This is a genomic window from Methanocalculus sp. MC3 (assembly GCF_054767395.1).
In genome coordinates this window covers 630,979-643,984 of sequence record NZ_BAABMP010000001.1, presented here as the reverse complement: position 1 = coordinate 643,984, position 13,006 = coordinate 630,979, and the positions used below count along the sequence as shown (strand labels likewise).

12 protein-coding genes are annotated in these 13,006 nt (G+C 49.9%); 7 read left to right on the top strand and 5 right to left on the bottom strand.

Going from position 1 to position 13,006, the window contains the following annotated elements:
* Positions 1 to 38 precede the first annotated feature (38 nt).
* Positions 39 to 785, top strand: coding sequence for an MJ1433 family protein (locus tag ACYUBO_RS03365; protein ID WP_460372347.1), 747 nt, complete (start codon positions 39 to 41; stop codon positions 783 to 785).
* A 120-nt stretch (positions 786 to 905) separates the two neighbouring features.
* On the opposite strand, the gene ACYUBO_RS03360 is transcribed toward ACYUBO_RS03365, so the two are convergent.
* Entirely contained in the window at positions 906 to 1,688 is a 783-nt protein-coding gene (locus ACYUBO_RS03360) for a response regulator (RefSeq protein WP_460372345.1), read from the bottom strand.
* Between the two features lie 320 nt (positions 1,689 to 2,008).
* Between ACYUBO_RS03360 and ACYUBO_RS03355 the strand changes: the two genes are divergently transcribed.
* Genes ACYUBO_RS03355 through ACYUBO_RS03340 form a run of 4 tightly spaced genes read left to right on the top strand, consistent with a single transcriptional unit; the run spans position 2,009 to position 5,089 of the window.
* Positions 2,009 to 3,508 (top strand): DUF2193 domain-containing protein, encoded by a 1,500-nt coding sequence (locus tag ACYUBO_RS03355; RefSeq protein WP_460372343.1) that lies wholly within the window; start codon positions 2,009 to 2,011, stop codon positions 3,506 to 3,508.
* A 13-nt stretch (positions 3,509 to 3,521) separates the two neighbouring features.
* A complete protein-coding gene (locus tag ACYUBO_RS03350) occupies positions 3,522 to 3,728 on the top strand; it encodes a DUF2180 family protein (protein ID WP_300330612.1) in 207 nt (68 codons plus the stop codon).
* 15 nt (positions 3,729 to 3,743) lie between these two features.
* The gene (locus ACYUBO_RS03345; protein WP_300330615.1) at positions 3,744 to 4,484 is read left to right on the top strand and encodes an MIP/aquaporin family protein; all 741 of its coding nucleotides are present in this window, start codon (positions 3,744 to 3,746) and stop codon (positions 4,482 to 4,484) included.
* A 35-nt stretch (positions 4,485 to 4,519) separates the two neighbouring features.
* Positions 4,520 to 5,089: a flavodoxin family protein gene (locus ACYUBO_RS03340; protein ID WP_460372341.1), complete on the top strand. Its 570-nt coding sequence runs from the start codon at positions 4,520 to 4,522 to the stop codon at positions 5,087 to 5,089.
* A 7-nt stretch (positions 5,090 to 5,096) separates the two neighbouring features.
* Here the strand turns inward: ACYUBO_RS03340 and ACYUBO_RS03335 are convergent, their stop codons facing one another.
* Together ACYUBO_RS03335 and ACYUBO_RS03330 are read right to left on the bottom strand one after the other, a co-directional pair.
* A complete protein-coding gene (locus ACYUBO_RS03335; RefSeq protein WP_460372339.1) occupies positions 5,097 to 5,489 on the bottom strand; it encodes a DUF473 domain-containing protein in 393 nt (130 codons plus the stop codon).
* A gap of 5 nt (positions 5,490 to 5,494) precedes the next feature.
* Positions 5,495 to 6,223 carry a proteasome assembly chaperone family protein gene (locus ACYUBO_RS03330; protein WP_460372338.1) on the bottom strand — a complete coding sequence of 243 codons (729 nt, stop codon included), beginning with the start codon at positions 6,221 to 6,223 and terminating at the stop codon, positions 5,495 to 5,497.
* Between the two features lie 35 nt (positions 6,224 to 6,258).
* Between ACYUBO_RS03330 and ACYUBO_RS03325 the strand changes: the two genes are divergently transcribed.
* Together ACYUBO_RS03325 and ACYUBO_RS03320 are read left to right on the top strand one after the other, a co-directional pair.
* Entirely contained in the window at positions 6,259 to 6,573 is a 315-nt protein-coding gene (locus tag ACYUBO_RS03325) for a DUF5611 family protein (RefSeq protein WP_300333950.1), read from the top strand.
* 78 nt (positions 6,574 to 6,651) lie between these two features.
* Positions 6,652 to 7,863: an ISL3 family transposase gene (locus tag ACYUBO_RS03320; RefSeq protein WP_460372336.1), complete on the top strand. Its 1,212-nt coding sequence runs from the start codon at positions 6,652 to 6,654 to the stop codon at positions 7,861 to 7,863.
* 20 nt (positions 7,864 to 7,883) lie between these two features.
* Here the strand turns inward: ACYUBO_RS03320 and leuS are convergent, their stop codons facing one another.
* Together leuS and ACYUBO_RS03310 are read right to left on the bottom strand one after the other, a co-directional pair.
* Positions 7,884 to 10,670: a leucine--tRNA ligase gene (gene leuS / locus ACYUBO_RS03315; protein WP_460372334.1), complete on the bottom strand. Its 2,787-nt coding sequence runs from the start codon at positions 10,668 to 10,670 to the stop codon at positions 7,884 to 7,886.
* 30 nt (positions 10,671 to 10,700) lie between these two features.
* A complete protein-coding gene (locus tag ACYUBO_RS03310; protein ID WP_300330425.1) occupies positions 10,701 to 12,638 on the bottom strand; it encodes a PINc/VapC family ATPase in 1,938 nt (645 codons plus the stop codon).
* Between the last annotated feature and the right edge of the window lie 368 nt (positions 12,639 to 13,006).

The window sequence follows — 13,006 nt, the reverse complement described above, 5'->3', positions numbered from 1 at the left end:
TGCAAAAAGCATCAATTAATCTATAAGGGGCAGGTACAATGCGACTCAAATGGGAGACAAAACTCGGCATAGCACTCATCTGTTCAACAGCGCTCATCTACGGGCTGAAGTTTTTGATCATAGGGGATGAGGGGGGGAGCAACACCCTCACCTATATCTTCAATGCGCTCGGCTTTTTGCCGGTGAATGTCCTTCTGGTGACGATCATCTTAAACCAGCTGTTAGCAGTCCGCTCAAAAAGGGAGAGGCTCCAGAAGATGAATATGGTCATTGGCATCTTCTTCTCCGAGGTCGGAGCAACACTCCTGAAACACTTCTCAGATGTAGATCCACATCTCGATCAACTCCGGGGGAATCTCCTTATCAGGGATTCCTGGACCGAGACTGAATTCGATCAAATCAGGAATCATCTTCAGGGAACAGAACAAACAGTCATCATCCAAAGGATCGATCTTCAGGATCTCCGCAACTTTCTCATTCAGCATCGTGACTTTCTGCTGCGTCTGCTTGAAAACCCGGCTCTCCTTGAACATGCTACATTCACCGAGGCGCTCCGTGCCGTCTTCCATCTCTCAGAAGAACTTGAGAGCAGGGATGATATTGCCAGCCTTCCCGGGCAGGATATAGCACACCTCACCATCGATATCAGGCGTGTCTATGATCTGCTCACCCCGGAGTGGATTGAGTATATGCGGTACCTGAAGTCACACTATCCATATCTCTTCTCACTGGCGATGCGGAAGAACCCATTTGATGAGCATGCCAACCCTGTGATCGCCGGCTGAACAGGGGGAATACTCCCCCCTGAATCCATGAGGCCATGAAGAGATGCGCCTGGAGCCAGGGAACTATGCATAGTCTGGAAAAAAAGCAGAGAATAAAACCCCTTGGAAGTTAAGAAGGGATTAATATCGATTCAGGGTGCGGCTCTTCCCGATATTCTCATCAAGCTTGAGAATATAGCCGATAATCTCATTCCGGTTATTCTTCCTCACCATCACTTTCAGGTGGACTGCCTTCCTCTTGCCTTTCCGTGTCGTGATGATGATATCGTGTCCTGTGCCGATAACAACACTCTCCCGGACTGCATCCCAAAGAGAGGGGTATTGTTTCTGTGTTTTTGAAGCCATCTCAAAGTTATTGATGACCTTGTCGACATTATGATAGAACCCCTGTTTGTGAGTAATTGCAGTGATATGTTCCGCATAGGGGTTCATGAAGAGGACACGGCCACCGGTATCAAGGAACATCACCCCGGCATCAATATGGAGCAGTTCCTTGAATTGTCTTGCATCTGTTCCTGAGGGGCGTGTTGAGAGATAATTATTGATGGCAATCTCAATGACGCTGAAAAGATCGCGTTCATTGAAAGGTTTTGTTATATAGCCAAATGGCTGGGCCTGCTTGGCCTGGTTTAATACATCACTCCCATAATGGGCAGTACAGAAGACAATGGGTATTGCGAAGAACTGGTAGATGATCGTTGCAGCAGCAATCCCGTTTGCCCTCCCTTCAAGCCCGATATCCATCAGGACAAGGTCGGGGGTGCCCTGTATTGCCTGCATGATTGCCTCATCTGCTGAAGTGGCAATACCCGAGACGCCATACCCAAGCTTTCGGAGCATGACAGCGAGCATCTCAACTATCATCACGTCGTCTTCAACGATTAGAATCTGCTTTGCTGCCATTCCCGATCAGGCCACCATTAATACTCTTCTTTGGTTCCAGGTTACAGTATCGAATCCACGAAGAAAATGGCAGATTGTCCATGCAACCATCATACAAATAGAATAGTATATGAATTGGTCTGTTATATGTGTTTTCAAAAATGACCAGAGAAAGAAAACAGGAATACTCTCCTTAACATTTGATTTTTTGAAGGATAAATGAGAGTATTTCGTAAATATAATATCATTTATTGTTCTATTTCATTTAGCAATAGCATTATTATACAGTAAGATCATAATGCGGCATATCGGGAAATTACCCGATTTACGAGGTGTTAGCAATGTCCGAACTCTACAAGAAAATAATCGCAGAAGCGATGGCTGCCCAGCGGGCAGATGTTGAGACGATTAAAAAGAAGCGGGGGACAGCGTTTTCGATCACCGATGCCGAACCCTATGTTGCAGCTGTCAAGAAGATGAAAGCTGGAACCGGCCAGAGTGCTGCTGTGATTGACCTCCACAAGACGTCAGTTACTGCACACTTTACCGCACTGAAAGGCCTGACAAAAACCATACGGCCGGAAGACGATCCCTTTGTCGAACATTACCAGACTCCGGTCGTCCTTGAGATCCTCAGTGATGAAGACACGAAGTTCAAAAAGAGCCTTGATGCATTCGTCACCCGGATTGGAAAATCCGAGGCATTGATCGGGCGGGAATCCGCACGCCGATATGCCGGATTCTACGGGCCCACCTGTGTTGTGGATTTTGCCATGATCCCCGGAAGTACAAGCAATATCGTCAACCAGATCCTGAAGAAAACAAAAATTCCAAAAGATCACCAACAGACAATACTTGCCTCAAAATCCTGGGGCATGAACACATCCTATGGTGTCGGGGAGGTCTTTGCAACACGTGTTGAAGCGGGCGACTCTCTTGCGGATGCATCAAAGAAGGAGGTTCAGCAGGTCCAGAAGATCTATAAGACCCCGGTTGATGCCCAGGCCGAACTGATGGATGAGGCAGGACACACCTCATTTGATGTCAGGAAGTACATGAGCGAGTATCGCCGCCTCATCACACCGGCTGTAAAGAAGGCAGTGGATGACGGCGTGCATTATGGAAATATCGTCACCATCCCGGCATACTGTGTCGGCGATATCGCCCATCACATCGCCCAGTCCACCTTCAACATGTGCAAGGACGATGTGATCATGGCAACCATCGATGCGGTGACAGAGGTGATGGAAAAGACCCTTGCCGCCGCTGTGCCAAAGATGAAGAGCGAATATGATATTCTCTCGGTTGCAACCGGTGCATCTGCATGTGCAACAGAATACATTCTTGAACTTGACGGATTCAATGCGCCGATGATTGTGGATCTCCTCACCAAGAGGTTCCATAACCTCGTCCAGCTGAACCCGACCCGTGGTGCAGCGGCTGAGCTGCATAACTGCGATTTCATGGATATGATCTACCGGGGATGGAAGATCCTTGACCGGGCACGGAGGGCAAAAGCCGGATCAGCAGGGAAACTCAAGCCGAAAGTCTCAGGATGTGAGATCGATCTCTCTCCAGTTGATCAGAACGAGGTTTTGATGAACCCGCAGTGGTATGCATACCCTGCCTGTGCGATCACTGTTCGGGCATCTGCCCTTATGAGGCTCTCTGATTATCCGTGCCTCTTAACGAGCGAACCTGTGACTGCAACGATGATGACCAACATCATCGCACTTCACAAGGAGACGCCTGCTGCCCCTGTCAGGGCATGTAAGGATTGTGCTGCGGCATGCCTTGTTGACTTCAGGCACCAGTATTGTGAATATAAAAACGCTGTATAAGGTGGTGTCTGGTATGAAATGTTATATCTGCGCCCAGGAGGGGAAAGACAGCGATGCGGTTGCAATCTGTATCGTCTGCGGCATGGGAATCTGTATGGAGCATGCAATGAGGGAGGAGACAGAGAACTGGGAAGGGGGCTACCCCTTCCCGGCAAAAAAGCTCAAGAAGAATATTCCACGGATCCTCTGCCCACCCTGCTATGAGGCGTTCCATACATAATTGGAGGTTTTACTCGTGGTATCACTTGCCAAACGATGTGTAGCTGAGATAATTGGAACCTTCCTCCTCGTCTTTTTCGGAGCAGGAGCAGCGACTGTCACCCTGATGCTCTCTGCCGGAGAAGAACCACTCACCGAATTCAATATCGGGATCGGGTACTTCGGGGGGCTCGCAGACTGGCTTGCTATAGGTCTTGCCTTTGGTATTGCCATTGCCGGTGCCATCTATGCACTTGGCAGGATCTCCGGGGCACATATCAACCCGGCAGTCACAATCGCCCTCTGGGCAACAAAGAGGTTCCCGACATCAGATGTCGCCCCCTACATCATCGCCCAGCTGATCGGAGCAGCACTTGCAAGCATCCTCTTCTTCGGATGTACCGGCCCGGATGCAGTACTTATGGGAGGACTTGGAGCAACCGCACCATTCCACGGGATCTCCTATACCGAAGCGATACTTGCAGAAGCGATCGGGACATTCCTCCTGATGCTCGTCATCATGGGTGTGGCTGTCGATAAGCGGGCACCTGAAGGGTTTGCCGGACTGATCATCGGCCTCACCGTCGCCGGTATCATCACCACAACCGGAAATATCGCCGGTTCATCATTGAACCCTGCACGTACCTTCGGTCCGTACCTCGGAAACACCCTCCTTGGAGGGCAGAACTTCTGGGAATTCTTCCCGATCTATATCATAGGGCCAATTGCAGGGGCACTTATCGCAGTATTCCTCTATGACTGGCTCACCTCAGAATAATCTTTTTTATCTGCCGGGTCAACCAGAAGAGCATCATGGCACGAGTTGTACTCATCAACGCAAGCCCCCGGGAAGGGGGAAACACCGAACTCGCACTTGAAGAATGCAAAAAAGCACTGGGTGCAGAAGGGGTTGAGACAGAGGATATCAGCCTCAGGGGAAAACAGATCGCATCATGTATCGCCTGTTATTCCTGCAAAAAGACCGGAAGATGCGCAATTGATGACGGGATCAACGAGATGATTGAAACGATAAGATCAGCAGACGGCTTAATCGTCGGAACACCGGTCTACTTCGGAACCGCCCGCGGGGAGCTGATGTCGGCACTCCAGAGGATCGGGATGGTCTCACGTGGAAATGACCAGTTCCTCTCGCGGATGGTCGGAGGACCGATTGCTGTTGCGCGGAGAGGGGGCCATACCGCAACCATCCAGGAACTCCTGATGTTCTACCTGATCAATGATATGATCGTCTGTGGATCCACCTACTGGAACATGGCCTTTGGAAAAGAGAAGAGCGAGGTGCAGGATGATACCGAAGGGATGGATACCATCCGCAGATTCGGTGAGAATGTCGGATTCTGTATTAATCAGCTGAAAAAATAAGAGGAGATCAGACCGCGTGGAAACAGGTGCACTTCACCACATCCACCCGGGCTGCCTTACAACACCCAAGATCCCCTGTTTCTTTAACGATTGATGTCCCACAGTACCTCAGCTGGACACGTGCCGAGGTCCGCTCACGCTCCTCGAAGAAACTGGCATGCGAATATTCAATCAGCCGTTTCATCGAGATAGATACTATCTGTACCTCAAGGATGATGCCGGAATCCCCAGGTGATAGATCTTCAGGTGCAACGGATGTCAGGAAGATTGGATCCCCCGGCTGCACTTCTGAAAGGGTGATAATATTATGAGCGCTCTGAAGTTCGATGGTTCTGGGTCTGCCAAGTTTGAGATCTGCTATCACCTGTGAGGATATGCCGGTTAATGCTGCTACCATCATTGTGATCACCCGTACATCGGAAGGTTTTCCTTCTTCTGTTGCGGCACCTCCGATCCCTGTACTTCCTCAGCGAGCCGCTGCATCGTCATCTCGATCTCCTCTGCCTGTTCCAGGAGTGGTGCAGTATCCAGGTTTAAGGAGTAGAGATCATTCAATACATTGATCGTAGAGACAGCCGCCCGCGGATCGGGATTATTCACCGTCTCGCCCAGGAGACCGATACAGGGGATCTTCCGCAGTTTGCATTCCGTCAGAAGGCTTGATGCGATACCCGAGATGCTACCCATCGGGAGGATGATCGTATGATCCGAGATCTTCGAGACGGCTGCTTCATCGCTTGCCACACCAAAAACCCTCTTTTCGGCCTCATTGGTCACAATACCGGCGATGGTGACGATCTCCTTCACATCATAATCTTCCAGCCAGTCGAGGATACCATTTGCCACCTCATAACAGATTGCAGGGTGAATGGGAATATCCGCAACAAGTGCAGCAAATCCTTCCTTCTCATAGATACGGACCGCTGCATGAATAACCCCCTTCTGCATCATCGACATCGGGGGGAAGAACCGGCTGGTTATATCGCCGATATGGGTAAATTCCATCTGATCCACCAGGTACTGCAGGGCGATGCTCCCGACAAGCCCGGAACCGGGGAACCCCATCATCACAACCGCTCCCTTCTCCTTGAGATCGCTTGAGATGATCTTCAGATCACTCGTTTCATTGGACATTAAAATTACATAGACGCCCCACCTACATTAATACTATGCAGGAATATCCAGTCAAAAGAGGGCAGACAAAAGACCTTGAAGAACGGATGGCAAAGGGGCTCATTGAGATCTTCGGTGTTGAGCCTGAAGAAAAAGACGGGCATTACATCATCTCTTTTAAGGCGATCAAGCGGCTGGAGGTCTGGCCGGGTGAGAAGAACAAGACGGCATTTGTCGATACCGAGTCAGATATCACAGCAGGTGATGAGGATATCCTCGACTCCAATAAGAAATTCCGGCATTACCTCGATCTCCTCACCGGATTTTCGACAAAAGAACGGGTGAAGCGGGCAAAACCAAAAGAAGAGTAGGTTTTTTTGGCTCTTCGCTAATCAGTGTGGGTTTTAAATAGGGTTTGATTCAACAATTTGCTAATCGGGGTTTGAATCATGCACGAGGAACTGTTCACTCTGGCTCTGAATATTCAGGAACCATGGATGGTCAAACGGGTGGAATTTGACAAAAATGAACGAAGATTGGATATCTGGATAGACTTTGTCACCGGTTCAAAATTCGACTGTCCTAAGTGTGGTTCCGGAGGAAAGCCGGTTCATGATACCAATGAAAAGATCTGGCGTCATCTCAACTTCTTTCAAAACAAGACGTATCTCCATTGCCGCGTACCTCGAGTGATCTGTGAATCGTGTGGAGTCCACCAGGTACACGTTCCCTGGGCCAGGAAGCAGAGTGGCTTTACGCTTCTGATGGATGCGATGATCCTGCTCATGGCTGAGGATATGCCTGTTGCAAACGTTGCTGAACTGATCGATGAACATGATACACGAATATGGCGTGTTATCCACTATTATGTTCAAGAAGCTCGAAAGGACGAGGATTTCTCTGATATAGTATCCATTGGAATTGATGATAAGTCCAGTGCAAAAGGTCATAAGTACATCACTGTAGTTGCGGATCTTGACCAATCAAAGATCATCCATGTGTGTGAAGGTCGGAGTTCAGATGCTCTCACATCATTTTACCTGGACTTTGTTGCTCATCATGGTGATCCTGAAATGATTGAGAGCATCTGTTGTGACATGTCACCTGCCTATATCAAGGGAATACGAACGAATTTCCCGAATTCTGCAATAATCTACGATAAATTCCATATCATGAAGTTGGTGAACAGTGGCTTGGATGACGTACGACGTGAAGAACAAGGGACCAATAAAGCATTGAAGAAGACCAGATACATCTGGCTGAAGAATCCGCATAATCTGACTGTAAAACAACAAAAACAGCTTGGTTCTTTAAAAGATATGAATCTCAAGACATCACGAGCCTATAATCTGAAACTCTCGCTTCAAATGCTTTGGTCACTTGATAGTCAGGAATCTGCAGAAGCCTACTTCAAACGTTGGTATTTCTGGGCAACCCACAGTAAGTTAGACCCGATGATTAAGGTTGCAAAAACGTTGAAGAGTCACTGGAATGGTATTGTGAATTATTTCAGATATCGCGTAACGAACGGTCTTTTGGAGGGGTTAAATAGCTTGATTCAGTCAGCAAAAACAGCTGCAAGGGGATATCGATCAACGAAGTATCTGATGGCCACAATCTACTTGAAACTGTGGAAGCTGGATTTCAAACTACCCACATGAAATAGCGAAGAGGCGTTTTTTTACTCTATCACTATTGCAGGCTTGAAGGGGAGTGCCATTCCTGCCTTTGGATGGCCGCTCCCATCTGCATGGAGGATTTCCACCTTCACCGAGAACTCTTTTTCGATGAAAGACGCCGCCTGTGAAAAGATTGCATGCTCATCAGGTGCACGTGTTGAGATCTGGTCGACAAGTGCCGGGGGGAGGCTGTGGATCAGCTTAATAACCTGTGGAACAGCATTTGCCGCCTCTTTTCCACGCTTTCTCATCGATTCATCCTTCATCAGCTCTTTTGTCACCGATCTCCGATCTTCAGCTGCTGCAACCCGCCTGAAGACCTCATTCTTCCATTCAGGAGTAATCAGAAGGGTAAGTTTTTCTGCTGTAACCGGAAGAATTTTCATAATTGACTCGATATCTTCGACGGTTCGTACAATTAACTCTTCTGCAAGCTCTATTTCAGGATTGATCCGGCTCTGATCGGGAACCGGCCACTCTGCATAGGAGACCAGCCCCTCATGCCCCATCTCACGCCAGAGCGATTCGCAGGTGAAGGGGATCACCGGTGCAAGCAGCCTGATCCAGGCATCAGCGACATCACGGAGCACTGTGCCACCGGTTGAACCGGCAGGCAGACGGCGGCGGTACCATTTCAGATCCGACTCGATCCCAAAGTATGCCTCCTGAAGCGCCTGCCGGGTCTGGAAGAGTTCGAGTGCCTCGGTCATGCGGGCGATCCGGCGCTGGAGACGGGAGGAGAGCCATGCATCGACATCATGAGTGCCATTTGCATCCTTTGACTCTGCAACATAGGCAATGAACCGTTCAATCTGTTTTCGTATGGATGATACGAGTTCATTTCTCCAGTCAAAATCCTGCCAGGGCTCGGCTGAACCGACCAGGAACATACGAACCGTGTCAGCGCCAAACTCCTCTGCGGCATCTTCCAGGAGGAATACATTTCCTTTGGAGGATGACATCTTTGCTCCATCCAGAAGCCCCATCCCAAAGACGACCATACCCTGTGGCTGGAGTTCATCGGGGAAGATGGCACGGTGATGGAAGAGCTGGAAGGTGAGGTGGTTTGAGATGAGATCTTTTGCCGAGAAGCGGTAGTTGTAGGGGTACCAGTAGAGGAACTCGGATCTCAGTTCATCAAGGATCGATCTGTCAACACCTTTGGGCTCTCCTCTGCCCAGGAAGATGTAATCGAATACCTCCGGGGTGAGGGACGCGGCAGGAATCCCGCTGATCCGGTGGGCAATCGTATAATATGCCATGTAGACGGTTGAATCCGAGAGCGGTTCAAAGAGCCATTTCGGATCCCAGGGAACCCGCGTGCCAAGCCCGACACGCCGGGTGCATGCCCAGTCCTTCAGCCAGTCGACAGTACGGTCAAACTCTGCCCGCACCTCGGGTGGAACAAGTGTGATCTTCTCGATCTGGTCATGCACCTGCTGTTTCCAGACAGGATCGCTATAGGCAAGGAACCACTGATCATCAAGGATCCTGACAAAGGCACGGCTTCCGCACCGGCAGACAACCGGTTGCTGATCGAAGTCATAGAACCAGATCGAGCCATAATCCGCCTCCATGATAGCGCCAACATCCTCACGTGCAACACGAACAGGTTTTCCTTCATGCTCCCCGCATCGTGCAAGGAGTTTTCCACGTGAGAACTCGGCAGAATAGACCTCCTGGGTCACCTCGTCCATCTTCGGATCGAACTGATCGACGATCCCATGCCGGATCACCGCCTCTTTCGCCGGGATTGCGCCATATCCATCAACCTGTATCAGCGATACCGGTTCGATATCGGTGTACTCTCCCTTCTTCTGAAGATCGGAGAGGGCGATATAGTCAAAAGGTGCATGTGCCGGAACACTCATCACGATGCCGGATCCCATATCCGGATCCACAAATCCTGCCGGAAGTATACGAACACGTCCACAGAGGGGATGGGAGACGAATGAGCCGATGAGATCAGCGCCATTCACCTCGCCGACAATTGACACCTGATGTTTCTGGAGTGCAAGCTTGTCTGCTGCCTCCTGTGAGAGGAGCCAGACGGTGCCATCGACATCCGCCTTTACATAATCGACATCCGGGTTGATCCAGAGATTGGTCACCCCGTAGATCGTCTCGGGGCGGAGTGTTGCACAGGGGATCAAAAAGCCATCAGATTCAAAATTTACGAAGATGAATTTGACAATCTCCGCCTTATCCCCTTCGAGGAGATCGTGATCGCCGACCGGATTATCGCACTGCGGACAGTATTTAACGGGATGTTCCCCCCTGACAACCCTGCCCTGTCCATTGAGGTGATGGTACTGCCATTCGATGAATTTTGAGTACTGGGGAAGGATTGTGGTAAACCTCCGGCGCCAGTCGATCGAGAGGCCGAGTCTCCGCATCACCCGCTCGTATTCATTTGAAAAATGATCGACGATTGCAAGGGGATCGGAGAACCTGTCAATGACATCCTGAGGCACTTTATAGAGATCCCGGTACAATGAAAGAGTCTTTTCATCTCCCCGTGCAATCCGTTTTGAGATCCCGATAACAGGCGATCCCGTCACATGGAATGCCATTGGATAGAGAACCTGCCGCCCTCTCATCCTCCAGAATCTGGCAATAACATCCGGCACAATATAGGTTCTGCCATGGCCGACATGCATCGCTCCGCTCGGATACGGATATGCGACATTGATATAACATTTCTCTTTTGATGATGGATCGGAATGGAATGCATTCTTCCATTCTTCTTCAACATCCGCTTCAGACAGCTTCAGTTCAGAATCACCCACAATAAAACTCCCCTCAAACACTAAACCCGGTTACTCCACCGGACGAACCGTGATCTTCTCACCCTCGGCATCCCGCCTGAGCATCTCCTGGGCAATGGAATTGTTTCTGGCAAGAAGAATCTCCCCGCTCTCCTCGACAGTGCCGGTAAAGAGGTATTCCTTACCTGAGAAGACGTCAACGATCTTGCTTGCATGTTCGGGGCAGGCGAGGATCAGGAATTTCTTATCTGTTCTGATCGCCACCCCGCCCGTGGCCGGAGACTGCACGGTTGGCTCTTCAATGGTTTCTGCCGGGTGGGTTGAATCCAGCTCGGTTCGCGAGCGGATGTCAATGCCAACACCGACCTTATTCACAATTGAAGCGATATTCTTACCACCTTTTCCAATAGCAGCCGGGATATCACGATCTTCAATATAGACAGATGCTTTACTGTCAGAGATCATCCTGACATCCACAGAACCCTCGGTGAACCTGCCGATCTCTCTCTGGATCTCCTTTTCAATCGCCTGCCACGGACTTGAGGAAGGAGTGTCAGGCTCGGGTTCCACATGTGCAGGGATATCGGTTTTTCCTGTATTCCGGGATTTTGGTGTCTGGAGAGATAAATCCTGGCTGTGCAACGGGTACACTATCGTCTCGCCGCCATACCGGAATATCTCGACCACCACAAGGCCGGTCTCACTATCTGCCACCTTGACAACCGGGGACGGAGTTACTTCCATTCCCTGTCCTGAAAGTGCGATTGGGCGATCGATTGAGAGCGTGAGCGAATAGACCCGTTCAATCTCACCCTCGGAGACGAAGATGATCGAGGGGATCACCTGGGGGAGAATACAGACATCAATCCGTGAGAGGAGACGCTGGAGTGCATCCTGAACTTTGTGTGCATGAAGAACCCCGACCATTCCGATCCCGGAAAGATGGAGATCCGCATAGATCTGGAAATCCTCAGGCTTCCGTATCTCATCAAAGATAACAAAATCAGGCCTGACAAGACTGAGAAGTTCTGCGGTTTGGGCCATATTCCCGTCAAGCGCGGTGTACTGGGTGATATGATCCGGCACCTGAAGATCACGCGGGGTCTCCATTGTCTTCACAACATAGTTGCAATCTGCAAGGAAGATGGCGATGCTCTGGGCAAGTGTCGATTTACCTGATCCGGGCGGGCCGACGATGAGTGTTCCCGACCGCTCGCTGATGATCGACTGTTTGATCTCATCAGACTTGCTGTAATCCTCAAGTGAGACATCCGCAATCGGACGGATGACAGTGATCTCCATCCCGTCTGAGAACGGGCGGCGGGTGATTGCGATCCGAAGCGATCCGATCTGGACGACTGTCACTCCCTTCTTCTCGATCTCAATAAACCCGTCCGGGTGGCGCTTGGCACGTTCAAGGATCTCCTGTGCAAGCTTACGCAGCTCATACTCGGTCATCGGGGAGTCGCGAATCTGCTCGATCCTCATCTCCTTCAGGCGGCCTTTCTTGGCATATGGAGCTACCCGTTCCTTGAGATAGATTGCCACGGTATTTTCATCAAAGAAGTGATCGATACCAAGCGGCGTGAAGTTCTCCTGTTGCGCCTTCATGAAGATGACAGGGATTCCCTTTGCCCGTGCAACCTCAGCCTGGACGATATCGGAGGTCATAAAGGATGCATCATATTCGATTGCGGCATTCCGGATCATCGAATCGATCTCACCGCCGCTTGCCAGTTTCACCTGTTCAAGCCGGGGCCGCTCGCCCACAAATTTGAGCTCGATTAATCCTTCATCCCGCATGCGGCAGAGTTCCTGGATCTCAGTCAGTCCGGAGAACCCAATCTCCCGCCCATGGTTTGCCTGTGCCTCAAGTTCCGCAAAAACAGCTTCAGGAATGATTATTGTTGCGCCTTTGCATTCGCCGTTCTGTATCATTGAGGTAATGCGCCCATCAATGACAACGCTCGTATCAGGTACCAGTTTCATAAAAATTCTACCATTGTAAACTCTTGATTATGGTTATCGGAGTGAGAATATGCTGATCATTCCCATGAACGGCAATAATCAGCCATTTTTTTATTATATCGCCCCAATAGGTTCCATTATTCATATACGTTCCGATATGGAAGATCCCGGATCACCGCTCTTATCGTATACGCCTGACCCGGGATCCACGTCAGACTCTGCTATTCTATTTTCTCTACACCATAACGTAAGAGATACTAGGATATAAATATCATGCGACTTCGGCCAGAGAGGAAAAGAAGCGGATATTAACCGGATGATAGAGAGAGAAAACCGATACTGTTTTTGTTCAAATGCGCCTCTCCAGGCGGCCGCCCCGGAAAACAGAC

Excerpts from the sequence above, each read along its gene's own strand:
- ACYUBO_RS03325 (WP_300333950.1), top strand. The coding sequence starts at position 6,259 with ATGCAGGAATATCCAGTCAAAAGAGGGCAGACAAAAGACCTTGAAGAA.
- ACYUBO_RS03365 (WP_460372347.1), top strand. The coding sequence starts at position 39 with ATGCGACTCAAATGGGAGACAAAACTCGGCATAGCACTCATCTGTTCA.
- ACYUBO_RS03360 (WP_460372345.1), bottom strand. The coding sequence starts at position 1,688 with ATGGCAGCAAAGCAGATTCTAATCGTTGAAGACGACGTGATGATAGTT.
- ACYUBO_RS03310 (WP_300330425.1), bottom strand. The coding sequence starts at position 12,638 with ATGAAACTGGTACCTGATACGAGCGTTGTCATTGATGGGCGCATTACC.
- ACYUBO_RS03340 (WP_460372341.1), top strand. The coding sequence starts at position 4,520 with ATGGCACGAGTTGTACTCATCAACGCAAGCCCCCGGGAAGGGGGAAAC.
- ACYUBO_RS03335 (WP_460372339.1), bottom strand. The coding sequence starts at position 5,489 with ATGATGGTAGCAGCATTAACCGGCATATCCTCACAGGTGATAGCAGAT.
- ACYUBO_RS03350 (WP_300330612.1), top strand. The coding sequence starts at position 3,522 with ATGAAATGTTATATCTGCGCCCAGGAGGGGAAAGACAGCGATGCGGTT.
- ACYUBO_RS03355 (WP_460372343.1), top strand. The coding sequence starts at position 2,009 with ATGTCCGAACTCTACAAGAAAATAATCGCAGAAGCGATGGCTGCCCAG.
- ACYUBO_RS03330 (WP_460372338.1), bottom strand. The coding sequence starts at position 6,223 with ATGTCCAATGAAACGAGTGATCTGAAGATCATCTCAAGCGATCTCAAG.
- ACYUBO_RS03320 (WP_460372336.1), top strand. The coding sequence starts at position 6,652 with ATGCACGAGGAACTGTTCACTCTGGCTCTGAATATTCAGGAACCATGG.